The following is a 16,568-nucleotide window of genomic DNA, read 5'->3' as shown; positions in this document are numbered from 1 at the left end:
TTGTGAAAAGTGTGAAACGCCTTGAAGTTCAATGTATTTACACTGCAACACGGAATGTGTTGAAATTCAAGGTATGTCCGGGAAAACGGGTGCGGCCGCCGCGGACACCGCCGTCGACGCCGACCTGGAGGCGATGGTCCAGATCATGGGCCGGATGTTCCGCGGCATGAAGGGCCGCAGGGCGCACGAGGAGGCCGAGGAGCTGATCGGCCTGGTGAACGCGGCCGGTCTCGGCCCGCGGCACGTCCCCGTGCTGATCGGCCTGGTGCTGAACGGGCCGGTCCCGGTCGGCGTCCTCGCCCGGCACATGGCGCTCAGCCCCGCCACCGTCAGCCAGCTCGTCGGCGAACTCCAGCGCGGCGGCTTCGTCGACCGGCGCCCGGACGAGCGGGACCGCCGCCGCATGATCGTCAGCCTGCACGAGGAGCGCCGCGCGCTCGTCGAGCGGTTCGCCTGGCGGCGCCTGCGGCCGCTGCGGATGACGCTGGAGGCGCTCGCCCCCGCCGAGCGCGAGCACTTCCTGCACGGCTGGCGGACGCTGGTGGAGATGATGGAGCGGGCCGGGGAGGACGACCCGCTCTGCGGCGGGATCAGCCGCGGCGCATGAGCCGCCCGACCGCCGCCATCAGCTCGGTGGACATCTCCTCACCCTTGCCCTCCTGCGTCCCCTCCGCCACGCAGTGCCGGACGTGCCCGTCCAGCAGGCCGAGCGCGACCTTGTCCAGGGCCGCCTGGACGGCGCTGATCTGGGTGAGGATGTCGATGCAGTAGCGGTCGTCGGCCACCATGCGGTCGATGCCGCGGACCTGCCCCTCGATCCGGGCGAGCCGGGTCTGCAGCTGGTCCTTGGTGGCCGTGTACCCGCGGGTGGGGGTCTCGCTGGTCGCCATCTCCGTCCTCGCAATCACTCCGGGGCCGCGCGGGCCCCTGGGGACGCCCCGCCGGGGGAGATCCCCCAAGGGGTATTTTATGCGGTCGGATCGGCCGGGACGTTCCATGAGGCGATCACGGGGTGGCCGTGCTCGGTCCCGAGCAGCGACACCGTCCCGGTGGCGAGCGCGAACGCCCGCCCGAGCGCGGGCTCCAGCCCGAGCCAGCGGGCGGTCAGCACGCGCAGCACGTGCCCGTGCGCGACGAGCGCCACGTCGCCCTCGGCCAGCAGCGGCCGCACCCGCGCGAGCACCGCGTCGGTCCGCTTGCCGACCTGCTCGACGGTCTCGCCGGGATGCTCCGCGTCCCCCGGGACCACGCCGTCCTTCCAGAGGTACCAGCCGGGCCGGTCCTCGCGGATCTCGGCCGTCGTGATCCCCTCGTAGCCGCCGTAGTCCCACTCCCACAGGTCGGGGTCCGTCTCGTCCACCGTCAGGCCCGCGAGCTCGGCGGTGCACCGGGCCCGCTCGGCCGGGCTGGCGACCACGCGGACGATCCGCCGCGAGGCCAGCAGCGGGGGAAGCGCCCGCGCCTGCTCCTCGCCGCGCGCCGTCAGCGGCAGGTCGGTGCGGCCGGTGTGGCGCCGGTCCCGGCTCCACTCGGTCTCCCCGTGCCTCAGAACGATCAGCTCCCCCACGATCGCCAGCCTAGCGGCTCGCGGGGACCGCCCATCAGTCCAAGATCGAGGACAGCGGGGTGTACGGGAGGCCGTGCGCCTCGGCGACGTGGTCGTAGACGAGCTCGCCGGCGTGGGTGTTGAGGCCCTTGGCCAGGGCGGCGTTCTCGTGGAGCGCGCGGCGCCAGCCCTTGTCGGCGAGCTGCAGGGCGTAGGGGAGGGTGACGCCGGTGAGCGCGTACGTCGAGGTGTTGGGCACCGAGCCCGGCATGTTCGCGACGCAGTAGAACGTCGAGCCGTGCACCTTGTAGGTGGGGGCGTCGTGCGTGGTAGGGCGGGAGTCCTCGAAGCAGCCGCCCTGGTCGATGGCGATGTCGACCAGGACCGAGCCGGACTTCATGGCCGCGACGAGGTCGTTGGAGATCAGCTTCGGCGCCTTGGCGCCGGGGATCAGCACGGCGCCGATCACGAGGTCGGCGGCGCGCGCCTCCTGCTCGACCAGGTAGGCGTTGGACACCAGCGTCCGCATCCGGCCCTGGTAGATCGCGTCGATGTGGCGGAGCCGGTCGACGTTCAGGTCCAGGACGGTGACGTCGGCGCCCATCCCGACGGCGATCTGCGCGGCGTTCAGCCCGGAGACGCCGCCGCCGATCACCACGACCTTCGCGGGGGCGACGCCGGGCACGCCGCCCGGCAGCACGCCGCGGCCGCCGTTGGACGCCATGAGGTTGTACGCGCCGACCTGCGGGGCGAGCCGCCCGGCGACCTCCGACATGGGGGCGAGCAGCGGCAGCGACCGGTCCGGGAGCTGGACGGTCTCGTAGGCGATCGCGGTGACGCCGGCGGACAGCAGCGCGTCGGTGCACTCGCGGGACGCGGCGAGGTGCAGGTAGGTGAAGAGGGTCTGGCCGGCGCGCATCCGGTGGTACTCGGCCGCGATCGGCTCCTTGACCTTGAGGATCAGGTCGCCCTCGGCCCACACCTCGTCCGGGCCGTCGAGGATCTTGGCCCCGGCGGCGGTGTAGTCGTCGTCGGGGATGGCCGAGCCGAGACCGGCGCCGCGCTCGACGAACACCTCGTGGCCGTGCCGGGTGAGCTCGTGCACGCCCGCCGGGGTGATGGCCACCCGGTACTCGTTGTTCTTGATCTCTTGTGGGACGCCGATCTTCACGGGGGATCCTCCGTCAACGCTGACCAGGACGTACGCCGCTGCGCACGCCTACAGGGTGCGGTGCGGGGACCCCTCCGTGCCATGTGCAGGTTGAAAAGTCATCGTCCCGTTCGATGACACTGTGTAAAGCGCCGCAGGTCGGCGCGGCCCGGTTCAGGGCTTGCGGGCGATGCCCCCGTACATGAGCCTGTGCCCGACGGTCAGCTCGTTCGGGACGGGCCCGTCCGGCCGCCACAGCGGCAGCGGGACCACGCCCGGCTCCAGCAGCTCCAGGCCGGCGAACCAGCGCTCGATCTCCTCGGGGGTGCGGAACCGGCCGGTGCCGAGGAGCCCCTGGTACTGCACCTCGGCGTCGATCGCCTCCTGGCTGGACGCGCAGAAGCTCGTGATGAACAGGTGGCTGCCGGACGGCACCGCGTCCATCAGCGTGTCGACGACCCGCTGCGGCTTCTCGTCGTCGTGCAGGTGGTGCAGGATGCCGACGAGCATCACGCCGACGGGGCGGTCGAGGTCGAGGAGCCGGCGCACCTCGTCGTGGGCGAGGATCTCCTCCGGCTCACGGACGTCCGCCGTGACGACGGTCGTGCGCTCGTTCTCGGCGAGCAGCGCCCGGCCGTGCGCCAGCACGATCGGGTCGTTGTCGACGTACACGACGCGGGACTCCGGCGCGACGGACTGGGCGACCTGGTGGGTGTTCTGCACGGTCGGCAGCCCGGAGCCGAGGTCGAGGAACTGGCGCAGGCCCGCCTCGCCGGCCAGGTACCGCACGCCGCGGCCGAGGATCTGCCGGTTGTAGGCGGCCACGTCGTAGATCTCGGGGACGATCTCGGCGATCTGGTCCACGAACGCGCGGTCGACCTCGAAGTTGTCCTTGCCGCGCAGGACCACGTCGTAGGTCCGCGCGATGCTCGGCTTGGTCACGTCGATGCCGAGTGATGCCCAGTCGTACTGCCGCTCGTCCGCCATGTGCGCCCGCCTCGTGCCGCTGTGGAGTTCTCGGATGCCGCCGCCGTCCATGATCTTAGACGGCGGTCCAGCCTTCCGTCCGGAAACTGTCGAATGTCGTCCGGCGGAGGTCGTCCGGCGGAGGTCGTCCGGCGGCGGCCGTTCAGCGGCGCGGCCCGGGCAGCCACTCGTCGGCGATCGCGACCGTCAGCTGCTCCAGCAGCGGCCCGGCCCGGCGGACGCGGCGCTCGGCGTCCGGCTCGATGTCGTCCAGCGCGTACACGGCCTGGATCCGCGCCTTGCGCAGCCGCTCGCCGGTCAGCCCGCGGCGCCCGGCCACCGCGATCACCGGCGCGCCGGCCCGGGCGGCGGCGCGCGCGACGCCGATCGGCGCGGTGCCGCGCAGCGACCGGGTGTCGAGGGTGCCCTCGCCGGTCACGACCAGGTGCGCGCCGCGCGCCCGGCCGGTGAGGTCGAGCAGGTCCAGCATCAGCGCGGCGCCCGGCTCGATCGTCGCGCCGAGGAAGGCCAGCGCGGCGAACCCGACGCCGCCGGCCGCGCCCGCGCCCGGCAGGTCGCGGGCGGCGCGGCGGGACGCCGCCTCCGCCAGGTCGGCCCAGCGGCGCAGCCCCGCGTCCAGCACCCGGACCTCGTCGCGGGTCGCGCCGCGCGGCGGGCCGTCCAGCGCGGCGGCGCCGCCGCGGCCGAGCAGCGGGCCCGCGGTGTCGCCCGCGACGACCACCTCGACGCCCGACAGGTCGGGCAGGGCGCGCAGGTCCAGCGCGTGCAGCGAGCGCAGCGCCGCCCCGCCGGGCGGCAGGTCCTTGCCGAGCGCGTCGAGCAGCCGCCCGCCGAGCCCCTGGACGAGCCCGGCGCCGCCGTCGGTGCAGGCGCCGCCGCCGAGCCCGAGCACGATCCGCCGGGCGCCGAGCCGCAGCGCGTGCGCCACCAGCTGCCCGGTGCCGAGGCTGGACGCGGTGAGCGGGCTCGGCTTGCCGCCCGGCAGCCGGCGCAGCCCGGACGCCTCCGCCAGCTCCACCACCGCGGTGCGGTCGCGCAGCGCCAGCCGCGCGGTCACCGGCCGGCCGGTCGGCCCGCAGACCTCGACCTCGACCCGGCTCCAGCCCGCCGCGACCGCCGCCTCGACGGTGCCGTCCCCGCCGTCGGCGACGGGCAGCTCGACGATCGGGACGTCCGGCCGCGCGCGGCGCAGCCCGGCGGCGAGGTGGCGGGCCACCTGGGCCGCGGTCAGCGCGCCGGGGAACCGCCCGGGCGCCAGCAGGACGTGGCCGTGCGCGGGAGGCTCGGGGGGACGGTCCGCGGACACCACAGCCACGCCTTTCACGCCGGGGGGTAAGGCCCTACCTTCTGCTTACGCCATGACGGCACTATTTGACACCCGCAAGCGTGTCCGAGACTTTCAAATGCGCCGACATTCGCGTGAGAATCTCGCGGCCCCCGCCCCTACTTCACCCCGAGCCACGTCTCGATCGGGTGGATCGCGAAGAACAGCAGGAACAGCACCACCACGGGCCACAGCCACACCGACACCTCGCGGAGCCGGCCGCGGGCCAGCTTGATGATCGCGTAGGTGACCATCCCGCCGCCGATGCCGATGGTGATCGAGTAGGTGAACGGCATCAGCACGATGGTGAGGAACGCCGGGATCGCGATCTCCAGGTCGTCCCACGTCACCTTGGCGACCTGCGTCATCATCAGCGCGCCGACCACCACCAGCGCGGGCGCGGCGGCCTGCGCGGGCACGACCGCGGCGAGCGGGGTGAGGAACAGGGTGAGCGCGAACAGCGCGCCGGTCGCGATGTTGGCCAGGCCGGTCCGGGCGCCCTCGCCGACGCCGGCCGCCGACTCGACGAACACGGTGTTGGCGGACGAGCTGGTCACGCCGCCGAGCGCGGCGGACACGCCGTCCACGGACAGGATCCGGCCGAGCCGCGGCACCTCGCCCCGCTCGTTGGTCAGGCCGGCCTCGTCGCTGATGCCGAGGATGGTGCCCATCGCGTCGAAGAACCCGGACAGCACCAGGGTGAACAGCACCACCAGCGCCGTGATCACGCCCGCCCGGCCGAACCCGCCGAACAGGTCGACCTTCCCGAAGAGCCCGAAGTCGGGCGTGGCGAACACCTTGTTCGGCAGGTCCGGGGTGACCACGCCCCAGCCGCCGTCCGGCACCGACGCGTACGACTGGATGACCACCGCGAGCACGGTGCCGGCGATGATGCTGATCAGGATGGCGCCGGGCACCCTCCGCACGTACAGCACGATCATCAGCAGCAGGGTGAGGCCGAAGACCAGCGTCGGCCAGGTCTCCAGCCGGCCGGCGGTGCCGAGCGACAGCGGCGGGCTGGTCTTGCTCGAGGTGACGAACCCGGAGTCGTACAGCCCGACCAGCGCGATGAACGCGCCGATGCCGACCGCGATGGCGTGCTTGAGCGCCAGCGGGATCGAGTTCATGATCCGCTCGCGGACGCCGGTGAGCGCCAGCAGGACGATGATCACGCCCTCGATCACCACGAGGCCCATCGCCTGCGGCCACGTCATCACGGGCGCCGCCTGGAAGGCGACCACCGCGTTGATGCCGAGGCCGGCGGCGAGGGCCAGCGGCGCGTTCCCGACCAGCCCCATGATCACCGTGGTGATCGCGGCGGACAGCGCGGTCATCGTGGTCAGCTGCGGGATCGACAGCGTCGCGCCGGTGACGTCCTTGGCCCCGCCGAGGATGATCGGGTTCAGCAGGATGATGTAGGCCATCGCGAAGAACGTGGTGACGCCGCCGCGCAGCTCGCGGGCCACCGTGGTCCGCCGGGCGGTCAGGTCGAACAGCCGGTCCAGCGGTCCGCGCCCGCCGGGCGGCGGTGATGCGTCGGCCTCTGCCGTGTTGATCTTGGACATTCGCGCGTGCTCCGCCTTCACCAGCGTCGTTCCCGGAAAGTGCGAGCACAGGGTAGCCGCCGGAGGGCCCGGCGTCGTCCACCGGTACGGCCCGTCCCCTCGACGGAGCCGGCCGGGGTCCGCCGCCGCGCGCCGGCCGGTGCCGGGATGTGCTTCAGGTCCAGCGCTGCGTGACGGGAACGGTCCGCTATAGCCTGCCATGGTGCGAATGCGAGACTCGGCGGACGCGCCGGCCCCCGAAGCGTACGGGGACGCCTACGCGGACTCCTACGCGCTGCTGCTGGCCGCCGTCCCGGAGCGGACGCGCTGGTCGTTCCGGGAGCGGATGCTCGGGCCGCTGGAGGAGTACGACAGCAGCAGGCAGGCCGAGCTCGTGCACACCCTGGAGGTGTTCCTGTCCTGCTCGGGGTCGTGGAGCCGGAGCGCGACCCGGCTGCACGTCCATGTGAACACGCTTCGGTACCGAATCCGCCGGATCGAGGACCTCACCGGCCGGGATCTCGGCACACTTGAGGACCGAGTCGACTTCTTCCTCGCCCTGCGCGCGACGCGTCCGGCGAGCACCCTGTAGGCGACCACAAGGAAGAGCGGGGTCACATGGACCGGGAGACACTGGGGCAGCGCATCCGCGCCCTGCGGATCAGGCAGGGCGTGAGCCAGGCGCAGCTGGCCTTCCCCGAGCTGTCCGACAGCTACATCTCGCTGATCGAGAGCGACAAGCGGGTCCCCGCCCCGAGCGTGGTCGACCTGCTCGCCGTGAAGCTGAACTGCTCGGCGACCTACCTCGTCAGCGGCGTCAGCGAGGACGTCGTGGACGAGCTGCGCGTCACCCTGGACTACGCGGAGATCGCGCTGCGCAACGGCGCCGCCGCCGAGGCGCGGGCCCGGTTCGCCGAGGTGCTGGCCAACGCCGACGCCGTCGCGCTGCCGGAGATGCTGCACCAGGCCCGCTGGGGGCACGCCCTCGCGCTGGAGGCGGCCGGCGAGCTGGAGGAGGTGATCGCCGGGCTGCGTGCGCTGACCGAGGAGGCCTCCGCCGAGGCCGACCTGGACCACTGGGCGCGGGTGCACGTCGCGCTGAGCCGCTGCCTGCGCGAGCGCGGCGACATCAGCGCGGGCGTGCAGGCCGCCGAGGAGGCGCTGCGGCACCTCATCGCGACCGGTGCCGACTCCACCGACGCCGCCGTGCACCTCGGCGCGGCGCTGCTGGCCGCCTTCATCGAGCGCGGCGACCTCGTCCGCGCCCGGCAGCTGGCCGGGCAGCTGGTCGAGCGGGCCGAGCGGATCGGCAGCGCGCGGGCCCGCACGGTCGCCTACTGGGAGGCCGCCAACGTCGCGCAGATCCGCGGCGAGTACGAGGAGGGCGTCGGGCTCGCCGAGCGGGCGCTGATGCTGGCCGGCGACGGCGAGGACCCGCGCGACCTCAACCGGCTCCGGGTGGTCTACGCGGGGCTGCTGCTGCGCGCCCGGCCCGACCAGGCGGTGCAGGCCCGCGAGCTGCTCGACCGGGTGAGCGGGGAGATCAACGCCGGCTCCGCCGGGGAGATCGACGTCGCCCGCTGCCTGACCGAGCTGGCCCGCGCGGAGACCGCGCTCGGCCGCCCGGCGGAGGCGGTGCGGCTCGCCGAGGACGCCCTGGAGCTGCTCGGCGACGCGCCGCGCCGGGTGACGGCGGGCGCGCTGACCGTGCTGGGCGAGGCGTGCGTGCGGCTCGGCCACCGCGACCGGGCGGTGGAGGTGCTCACCAGGGCCGCGACGTGCCTGGAGGACATGGAGTCCTCGCGGGAGGCGGCGCAGGCGTGGTTCGACCTCGCCGAGGTGCTGGCCGAGACGGGCACGCGGGAGCCGCGGATGGCCGCCTACCGCCGCGCCCTGACCTGCGTCGGAGTCTGACCGCGACGAATTTCCGATCGTCTGGGACGAACCGTTCCGGGCGCCGCTGCGTCCGTGAGTCAATGCTGCGAGTCGCCTGAAACGGGGAGAAATCGGTGTTCGGTGTGGTCCGTCCCTGCAAGCACGTGCTGTGCGGGACGCTGTTCAAGGACTGGATGGCGCACCTGTGCGGGCTGTGCCTGACGCTGCGGGCCGAGCACGGCCAGGCGGCGCGGCTCGTCACCAACTACGACGGGCTGCTCGTCTCCGTGCTGGTCGAGGCGCAGGCGCCGGAGCTGTCGCCGCGCCGCAAGGCCGGGCCCTGCGCGCTGCGCGGGATGAAGACCGCCGAGGTCGTGACCGCGAAGGCGGAGGGCGCGCGGCTGGCGGCGGCCGCGTCGCTGCTGCTGGCCGCCGGGAAGACCCGCGACCACGTCGCGGACGGCGACGGCGCGTACGCGCGCCGGCTGGTCGCCGCCGCCGCGGGCCGGGCCGCCTCCCGCTGGGACGCGGCGGGCGCGCGGACGGGCGCCGCCGTGGGGTTCGACCCGTCCGTGCTGCGCGAGGCCGTCGCCCGGCAGGCCGTGCTGGAGGCCGAGCCGGGCCTGCGGCTGCTCGACCTCACCGAGCCCACCGAGACCGCCGTCGCGGCCGTGTTCGCCCACACCGCGGTCCTCGCGGGCAAGGAGGGCAACGCCGAGACGCTGGCGGAGGCGGGCCGCCACTTCGGCCGCCTCGCGCACCTGATCGACGCCGTCGAGGACGTCGCCGACGACGCGGCGGCGGGCGCCTTCAACCCGCTCCTGGCCACCGGCACGGCGCCCGCCGAGGCCCGCCGGTACGCCGACGACGCCCTGCACGGGCTGCGGCTCGCCCTGGCCGACCTGGAGATGGAGCGGCCGCGGCTCGTCCGGGCACTGCTGGACCGGGAGGTCCGCCGGTCGGTCGACCGGGTCTTCGCCGCCTACCCGCCGGGGCCGGAGCAGCCTCCGTACCGGCCCGGCCAGTACCCGCCGCCCGGCCAGTATCCGCCGCCCGGGCAGTACCCGCCGCCCGGCGACCCGTACCAGCAGGGGTATCCGCCCCAGCACGGCGGCGGCCAGGGCGACGGCGGCGGCTGGTTCCCGCCGCACGGCGGCGGGGGAGGCGGCGGCGCGAACTACGGGCACCGGCCGCCGGGCCGCCGCCCGGGATGGCCGATCCCGTGCTTCACCGGGACGGCGGTGTGCCTGACCTGCGGGGTGTTCCAGCCGGACTGGAGCGAGCACCACGGCAAGGACTGCGGGGAGCGCTGCTGGTGCACCCGGCACTGCGACGACTGCTGCGACGGCTGCGACTGCTGCAGCGGCTGCAGCGGCTGCGACTGCGACTGCTGTGACGGCTGCGACTGCTGTGACTGCGACTGCGGGTGCAATTGATCGTCCCCTATTGACCAAGCAAAAGCTTGGGTGGCAGTGTCGCGGACGTGGCGAGCCCGACCTTCGCGGACCTTCTGCTGGAACGGGCCGGTGACGGGCACCCCGCGCTCCGGTTCGAGGACGAGACCTTCAGCTGGGCGCAGGCCGTGGCGGCCGCCCGGACGCGCGCCGCGCTGCTGCCGGACGCGTGCCCCGAGCCGCCCGGCCGCCCCCGGCACGTCGGGGTGCTGCTGGAGAACGTCCCCGAGTACGTGTTCTGGATCTTCGCCGCGGCGCTCGGCCGCGCCACCGTCGTCGGCGTCAACCCGACCCGGCGCGGCGCCGAGCTGGCCGCGGACGTCCGGCACACCGACTGCGACCTGATCGTCACCGACACCGCCCACCTCCCGCTGCTCGACGCGCTCGGCGAGGAGTTCCCGGCGGACCGGATCCTCGTCGTCGACTCCGCCGCGTACGAGGCGTCGCTCCACGCGGCGGCGGCCCGGACGGACCGCGGCGACCCGGGCGCGCGGCCGGACGACCGGCTGCTGCTCCTGTTCACGTCCGGGTCGACCGGCGCGCCGAAGGCGGTCGCCTGCGGGCAGGGACGGCTCGCCGCGATCGCCGAACGGTCCGCGATGATGGGGATCGGGCGCGACTCCGTCACCTACGTCGCGATGCCGCTGTTCCACGGCAACGCCGTCATGGCCAACCTCGCGATGGCCGTGCACGCGGGCGCCACCGTCGCGCTGCGCCGCCGCTTCTCCGCGTCCGGCTTCCTGCCGGACGTGCGCCGGTTCGGCGTGACCTACTTCAACTACGTCGGACGCGCCCTCGCCTACATCCTCGCCACCCCCGAGCGGCCCGACGACCACGACAACACGCTGCGGTGCGCGTTCGGCACCGAGGCGTCCGCCCAGGACATGGCCGGGTTCGCGCGCCGGTTCGGATGCCGGATCATCGAGGGCTACGGCTCCAGCGAGGGCGCGATCTCGCTGCGCAAGACCCCGGACTCGCCGCCCGACTCGCTCGGCGTCGCGCCGCCCGACGTCGAGGTCTCCGTGCTCGACCCCGGCACCGGCCGCGAGTGCCCCCGGGCCCGCTTCGACGCCTCCGGCGCCCTGCTCAACCCCGGCGAGGCCATCGGCGAGCTCGCGGGGCCCGGCGCCGGCGCCGCCTTCGAGGGCTACTACAACGACCCGGAGGCCGACGCCGAGCGGGTCCGCGGCGGCACGTACTGGAGCGGCGACCTCGGCTACCGCGACGAGGCCGGCTACTTCTACTTCGCCGGGCGCGGCGCCGACCGGCTCCGCGTCGACAGCGAGAACTTCGCCGCCGCGCCGGTCGAGCGGATCCTGTCGCGCTGGCCCGCCGTGGTGATGTGCGCCGTCTACCCCGTCCCGGACCCGCGCACCGGCGACCAGGTGATGGCCGCGCTGGAACTGCACGACGGCACCGCGTTCGACCCCGACGGGTTCGCCGGCTTCCTGGCCGCCCAGCCCGACCTCGGGACGAAGTGGGCGCCGCGGTTCGTCCGGGTCGTCCGGCAGATGCCGCTGACCGCGACGGGGAAGGTGCACAAGCGGCCGCTCCGCCGCCTCCTGTGGGAACCGGCGGACGGGCAGCGGGTGTGGGTGCGTCCCGGCCGCGCCCTGGCCTACGAGCCGCTGACCGCCGCGCACGCCGCGGCCCTGCGCGGCGAGTTCGCCGAGCACGGCCGCGATCACGCTTTGGGCACGCTCTGACGGCCTTCCCCGACCCCGGGCGTGCCATCGGCGCCGCGTCAGTACGCTAGAAGGGCCCTGATTCCCGGATAGAGAACCCGGCCACCCCATGAGAATCCCCACGACCCGCGGGCCCCTGCGCCGCCTCGGTCTCGTCGCCGTCCTCGCCGCCGCGCTCGGCGGCCTGACCGCGACCCCCGCGCTGGCCCACACCCAGCTGGTGAGCAGCACGCCCGGCAAGGGCGCGTCCGCCGCCGCGGTCACCGAGGTGAAGCTGGTCTTCAGCGACGAGATCAGCAACGCGAAGGTGATCGTCAAGGACGCGCACGGCAAGGCCTTCCAGTCGGGCGCCGCCGAGCACAAGGGCACCACGGTCACGCAGAAGCTGACCGGCGCGCTGCCCGCCGGGTCGTACACGGTCGCCTACCGGGTGGTCGGCGCCGACGGGCACCCGGTCCAGGCCGACGGCCTCACCTTCACCGCGACCGCCGCCGGCGGGGACGGGAGCACCGGGGAGCAGCCGCAGGCGGCGCCCAAGGGCGGCGTGGGCGCGGTCGACCAGACCGGCGCCGCCGCGACCAGCAACGAGCAGCCGCTCAAGATCGACCAGCAGCAGGCGGCCGAGTCCGACTCCGGCTCCGGGATGGTGACCTGGGGCCTGATCGGCGTCGGCGTGCTGCTCGGCGTCGGCATCGGCGTGGCCATCGTCTACCGGGCCAAGCGCAAGCACGGGGCGGCCGCCGCAAGTGAGTGAGGAACGCCAGTGATCGGGGGTCGGCAGTGAGGAACGCCGGTGAGTGAGGGCGGGCTGCGCGTCGTGCGCGCGGCCGCCGCCGCGGTCGCGGCCGGGGCAGCCGTCCTGGTGGCCGCGCTCGTCCTCGGCGGGGCGGTGACCGAGCAGGTCATCCCCGGCATCGGGGACGCCGGCGCCGCCACCCGGTGGGGGCTGCCGGCGTCGCGCGCGGCGATGGACCTGCTGTCCGCGCTGACCGTCGGCGCGCTCCTCGCGGGCGCCGCGCTGCTGCCCGTCGAGGGCGGGCGCGGCGCGCCGAAGCTGTCCCGGGACTCGGTCGGCTACCTGCGCGCGGCGTCGTGGCTGGCGGCCGGATGGGCCGCCGCCGCGGCGGCCACGCTGGTGTTCACCGTCGCCGACGTGCTCGGCCAGCCGGTCAGCGAGGTGATCGGCGGCAACGAGCTGAGCAGCTACGTCGGCTCGCTGGAGCAGGGCACCGCGCTGATGATCGTGGTGCTGCTGGCCGTGGTGGTGGCGCTGCTGGCGCGCACCACGACCACCCCGGCCGCCGCGTTCGGGCTGCTGGCCATGGCCGGGATCGCGCTGCTGCCGCCCCCGCTCACCGGCCACTCCGCGTCGGCCGCCAACCACGAGGTCGCCGTCACCGGCGTCGCGCTGCACGTCGCCGCGATCGCGCCGTGGGTCGGCGGCCTCGCGGTCGTCGGCGCCCACGCGCTGCTCGGCCGCGACAAGCTCCCGATCATGGCCGAGCGGTTCAGCCGGATGGCGCTGTGGTGCTACGTCACCGTCGGCGCCAGCGGCATGGTCAACGTGATCTCCCGGCTGCCGAGCCCGTCGGAGCTGGTGACCACCGACTACGGGCGGCTCGCCCTCGGCAAGATCATCGCGTTCGCGGCGCTCGGCTGGTTCGGCTGGTGGCACCGCGAGCGGACGATCCCGGCGCTGCACGACCGCAAGCCCCGCGCGTTCGCCCGGCTCGCCGCCGTCGAGGCCGCCGTCATGGCCGCCACCATGGGCCTCGCCGTCGCGCTCGCCCGCACCGCGCCGCCGCCGGAGACCGGCACCGAGTCGGCGATCAAGACGCAGCTCGGCTTCGACATGCCGCCGCACATCGACCTCGAGCGGCTCGCGACGCTGTGGCACTTCGACCTGTTCTTCGGCGTCCTGGTCGCCGTGCTCGGCGGCCTGTACCTGGCCGGGGTGCTGCGGCTGCGGCGGCGCGGCGACTCCTGGCCGGTCGGACGCACGGTCTCCTGGTTCTTCGGGCTGCTGACGATCGTCGTCGTGACCCAGACGGGCGTCTCCCGGTACGCGCCGATCCTGTTCAGCGTGCACATGGCGCAGCACATGGTGCTGAACATGCTGACGCCGATCTTCCTGGTGGTCGGCGCGCCGACGACGCTGGCGCTGCGCGCGCTCAAGCCCGCCCGGATCCGCGGCGACCGCGGCCCGCGCGAGTGGCTCACCGCGATGCTGCACAGCCGCTTCGTCCGGTTCGTCGCCCATCCGGCGTTCGCCACGATCCTGTTCATGGGCAGCACGTTCGCGCTGTACTTCACGCCGCTGTTCGAGAAGCTCATGGGGGACCATCTCGGGCACATCGCGATGATGGTGCACTTCCTGGCGTCCGGCTGCCTGTTCTTCTGGGTGCTGCTCGGCATCGACCCGGCGCCGCGCCGGCTGCCGCACCCGATGCGGCTGCTGCTGCTGTTCGTCACCATGCCGTTCCACGCGTTCTTCGGCATCGCGCTGATGAGCCTGAACCAGGCGCTCGCGACCGGCTGGTACAACGCCGTCAACCCGCCGTGGGGCACCACGATCCTGCACGACCAGCACACCGCCGGGTCGATCGCGTGGGCGTTCGGCGAGGTGCCGACCTTCGTCGTCCTGCTGGTGATGGCGTTCCAGTGGTACGCCGACGACCAGCGGCAGGCCCGCCGGATGGACCGCAAGGCCGACCGCGCCGCCGAGCGCACCGCGCGGGGGGAGGCCGGCGAGGGGGAGGACGAGCTCGCCGCCTACAACGCGCGCCTGGCCAAGCTCGCCGAGCGCGACCGGCTCGCGGGCGAGCAGGGCCGGAAGGCCGCCCGGCAGCCCGAGGCGTGACGCGCCGACCCGTGCCAGGACGCGCGCCGTGACGCGGCGGCGGGCGCGGCGCTGATGCGGCGGTCCGTGCGTGATGCGGCGGGCGGCTCCCCCGCGCGGGGGAGCCGCGCCGGTCGCGCGGGGGAGGGGGCGGCGCCACCGTTCTGCCAGGATCGGGGCGTGTCCGGTGTTCTGCATCCGCTGATCGAGCGGACGACCTGGCGGCGCTGGGCCCACCTGGTGGTGGGCGGGGCGCTGCTCATGCCGTACTGGTTCCTCGGCATGACCCTCGCCGCGCTGCTGCCCTTCGGCGGGCCGGGCGCGGGGGTGCTGGCGCTGCTGGTGTTCCCGGCGGCCGCCGCGTTCGTCACCGGACTCGTCCCGTCGGTGCGGCTGCTGGAGAGCTCGCTGGCCAAGGAGCTGCTGCGGGGCCCGGCGGCGGCGCTGGCGCCGGGGCCGGCGGGGACCTGGGAGAGCCGGACGCGGTCCGGCGCGTGGTTCACCCTGCACCTGTTCGCCGGCGTGGTCGTCAGCGGGCTCAGCCTGGCCGTGCCGCCCTTCGCGTTCGTGCTGGTCATGGCGCCGATGGTGGACTGGGACGAGCGGCTGCTCGGCCGGTGGGGGCGGCCCGGGACGTGGGTGGAGTGGGCGGCGCCGCCGGCCGGGGTCGCCGGAGTCGCGGTGCTGCTCGTCCTGATCGTCGCGGGGGGCGTGCTGCTGGCGCGGCTGGCGCCGCGGTTCCTCGGGCCGACCGCCGCGGAGCGGCTCGCGGAGCTGGAGGCGCGGGCGGTCCGGCTCGCCGAGCGCAACCGGCTGGCGCGCGAGCTGCACGACTCGGTGGGGCACGCGCTCAGCGTCGTGACGCTGCAGGCGGGCGCGGCCGGACGCGTCCTGGACACCGACCCGGAGTTCGCCCGGGAGGCGCTCGGCGCGATCGAGGAGTCGGCGCGTGCGGCGCTGGAGGATCTGGACCACGTGCTCGGGCTGCTGCGCGAGGACCGGTCCCGGCCGGCGCCGCAGCCCACGCTGAAGGATCTCGGCCGCGTGCTGGAGCAGACGCGGCTCGCCGGGGTGCGGCTCGACTCGGAGGTGGACCCGCAGGTCGAGCACGTGCCCGCGGCGGTGTCCCGGGAGGCGTACCGGATCGTCCAGGAGGGGCTGACGAACGCGCTGCGGCACGCGGGCAAGGTGCCGGTGCGGCTGCGCCTCGGCGTGGCCGGGGATCGGCTGGAGATGGAGATGAGCAACCCGCTGGGGGCGCGCGGCGTCGGGTCGGGGCACGGCGGCGGGCGCGGGCTCGGCGGCATCCGCGAGCGCGTCACCGTGCTGCGGGGCGAGATGACGGCGGGGCCGGACGGCGACCGCTGGCGGATGCACGTGTCGCTGCCGCTGGGACGCGTCCCCTGAGCAGGCGGCGGCGGTGCCCCGTCCCCGGAGCGGCGTGCTCCACCGGACGCGGGTGTTCCACGGGAGGACGGTGCTTCGTGAGAGGGTCCGGGACATGACGATCAAGGTGCTGCTGGTCGACGACGAGCGGCTGATCAGGGCGGGACTGGCGGCGATCATCAACGCCGAGGAGGACCTGGCCGTGGTCGGCGAGGCGTCCGACGGCGCGGAGGTGCCGGACGCGGTGGCGCGGCTCCGCCCGGACGTGATCCTGATGGACGTGCGGATGCCGCGGCTCGACGGGATCCAGGCGACCCGCCACATCCTGGACACCGTCCGGGAGCCCCCGAAGATCATCGTCGTGACGACGTTCGAGAACGACGAGTACGTCTACGACGCGCTGAAGGCCGGCGCGAACGGCTTCCTGCTCAAGCGGACGCGGCCGGAGGAGATCCTGCAGGCGGTCCGGATGGTCGCGCACGGCGACACCCTGCTGTTCCCGGCCGCGATCCGGGAGCTGGCCGCCGCGCACGGGCCGTCGCCGGCCGGCGGGCGGGCGGCGCGCTGGCACGGCGAGCTGACCGAGCGGGAGGCGGACGTGCTGCGCCTGGTGGCGAAGGGCCGCTCCAACGCCGAGATCGCCGGGGAGCTGTTCGTGAGCCCGCAGACGGTGAAGACGCACGTCGGGAACATCCTCGCCAAGCTCCAGGCGCGGGACCGGACGCAGGCGGTCATCCTCGCCTACGAGACGGGCTTCATCACTCCGGGCTGACCGGGC

General features: G+C 74.4%; 14 protein-coding genes and 1 pseudogene. 9 read left to right on the top strand and 6 right to left on the bottom strand.

Translation table 11 applies throughout. The features are described from left to right. Window positions 1-73 precede the first annotated feature (73 nt). The gene (locus J4557_RS33005; RefSeq protein ID WP_243776726.1) at window positions 74-607 is read left to right on the top strand and encodes a MarR family winged helix-turn-helix transcriptional regulator; all 534 of its coding nucleotides are present in this window, start codon (window positions 74-76) and stop codon (window positions 605-607) included. Here the strand turns inward: J4557_RS33005 and J4557_RS33000 are convergent. From J4557_RS33000 to J4557_RS32975, 6 genes are all read right to left on the bottom strand, one after another. Beyond that, window positions 591-890, bottom strand: coding sequence for a metal-sensitive transcriptional regulator (locus tag J4557_RS33000; protein ID WP_151546637.1), 300 nt, complete (start codon window positions 888-890; stop codon window positions 591-593). The genes J4557_RS33005 and J4557_RS33000 overlap by 17 nt on opposite strands. Window positions 891-967: 77 nt before the next feature. Further along, on the bottom strand, window positions 968-1,567 hold the full coding sequence (locus tag J4557_RS32995) for a histidine phosphatase family protein (protein ID WP_208270694.1): 600 nt from the start codon (window positions 1,565-1,567) through the stop codon (window positions 968-970). A 34-nt stretch (window positions 1,568-1,601) separates the two neighbouring features. Then, window positions 1,602-2,717: an alanine dehydrogenase gene (gene ald / locus J4557_RS32990; RefSeq protein ID WP_208270693.1), complete on the bottom strand. Its 1,116-nt coding sequence runs from the start codon at window positions 2,715-2,717 to the stop codon at window positions 1,602-1,604. A 153-nt stretch (window positions 2,718-2,870) separates the two neighbouring features. Next, on the bottom strand, window positions 2,871-3,683 hold the full coding sequence (locus J4557_RS32985; RefSeq protein ID WP_208270692.1) for an SAM-dependent methyltransferase: 813 nt from the start codon (window positions 3,681-3,683) through the stop codon (window positions 2,871-2,873). A 142-nt stretch (window positions 3,684-3,825) separates the two neighbouring features. Next, complete coding sequence (locus J4557_RS32980) at window positions 3,826-4,992, bottom strand: glycerate kinase (protein WP_208270691.1); 1,167 nt, start codon at window positions 4,990-4,992, stop codon at window positions 3,826-3,828. Between the two features lie 134 nt (window positions 4,993-5,126). Beyond that, the gene (locus J4557_RS32975; RefSeq protein ID WP_208270690.1) at window positions 5,127-6,572 is read right to left on the bottom strand and encodes an NCS2 family permease; all 1,446 of its coding nucleotides are present in this window, start codon (window positions 6,570-6,572) and stop codon (window positions 5,127-5,129) included. A gap of 253 nt (window positions 6,573-6,825) precedes the next feature. Between J4557_RS32975 and J4557_RS32970 the strand changes: the two are divergent. The 8 genes and pseudogenes from J4557_RS32970 to J4557_RS32935 form a co-directional block, all read left to right on the top strand. Then, window positions 6,826-7,143: pseudogene (locus J4557_RS32970) on the top strand (PucR family transcriptional regulator); the annotation flags it as partial. A gap of 26 nt (window positions 7,144-7,169) precedes the next feature. Continuing rightward, complete coding sequence (locus J4557_RS32965) at window positions 7,170-8,465, top strand: helix-turn-helix domain-containing protein (RefSeq protein ID WP_208270688.1); 1,296 nt, start codon at window positions 7,170-7,172, stop codon at window positions 8,463-8,465. Between the two features lie 95 nt (window positions 8,466-8,560). Further along, window positions 8,561-9,862 carry a DUF5685 family protein gene (locus J4557_RS32960; RefSeq protein WP_208270687.1) on the top strand — a complete coding sequence of 434 codons (1,302 nt, stop codon included), beginning with the start codon at window positions 8,561-8,563 and terminating at the stop codon, window positions 9,860-9,862. A gap of 47 nt (window positions 9,863-9,909) precedes the next feature. Then, window positions 9,910-11,586 carry an AMP-binding protein gene (locus J4557_RS32955; RefSeq protein WP_208270686.1) on the top strand — a complete coding sequence of 559 codons (1,677 nt, stop codon included), beginning with the start codon at window positions 9,910-9,912 and terminating at the stop codon, window positions 11,584-11,586. Window positions 11,587-11,674: 88 nt separating this feature from the next. Beyond that, window positions 11,675-12,319 carry a copper resistance CopC family protein gene (locus J4557_RS32950; protein ID WP_208270685.1) on the top strand — a complete coding sequence of 215 codons (645 nt, stop codon included), beginning with the start codon at window positions 11,675-11,677 and terminating at the stop codon, window positions 12,317-12,319. Between the two features lie 39 nt (window positions 12,320-12,358). Next, window positions 12,359-14,425 (top strand): bifunctional copper resistance protein CopD/cytochrome c oxidase assembly protein, encoded by a 2,067-nt coding sequence (locus J4557_RS32945; protein WP_208270684.1) that lies wholly within the window; start codon window positions 12,359-12,361, stop codon window positions 14,423-14,425. A 159-nt stretch (window positions 14,426-14,584) separates the two neighbouring features. After that, entirely contained in the window at window positions 14,585-15,811 is a 1,227-nt protein-coding gene (locus J4557_RS32940) for a sensor histidine kinase (RefSeq protein WP_307800347.1), read from the top strand. Window positions 15,812-15,905: 94 nt separating this feature from the next. Next, on the top strand, window positions 15,906-16,562 hold the full coding sequence (locus J4557_RS32935) for a response regulator (RefSeq protein WP_208270683.1): 657 nt from the start codon (window positions 15,906-15,908) through the stop codon (window positions 16,560-16,562). Window positions 16,563-16,568: the final 6 nt, after the last annotated feature.

Source organism: Actinomadura nitritigenes (assembly GCF_017573545.1).
Lineage (GTDB): Bacteria > Actinomycetota > Actinomycetes > Streptosporangiales > Streptosporangiaceae > Spirillospora > Spirillospora nitritigenes.
The sequence above is the reverse complement of the archived record's forward strand: the minus strand, read 5'-3'. Positions and strand labels throughout refer to the sequence as shown.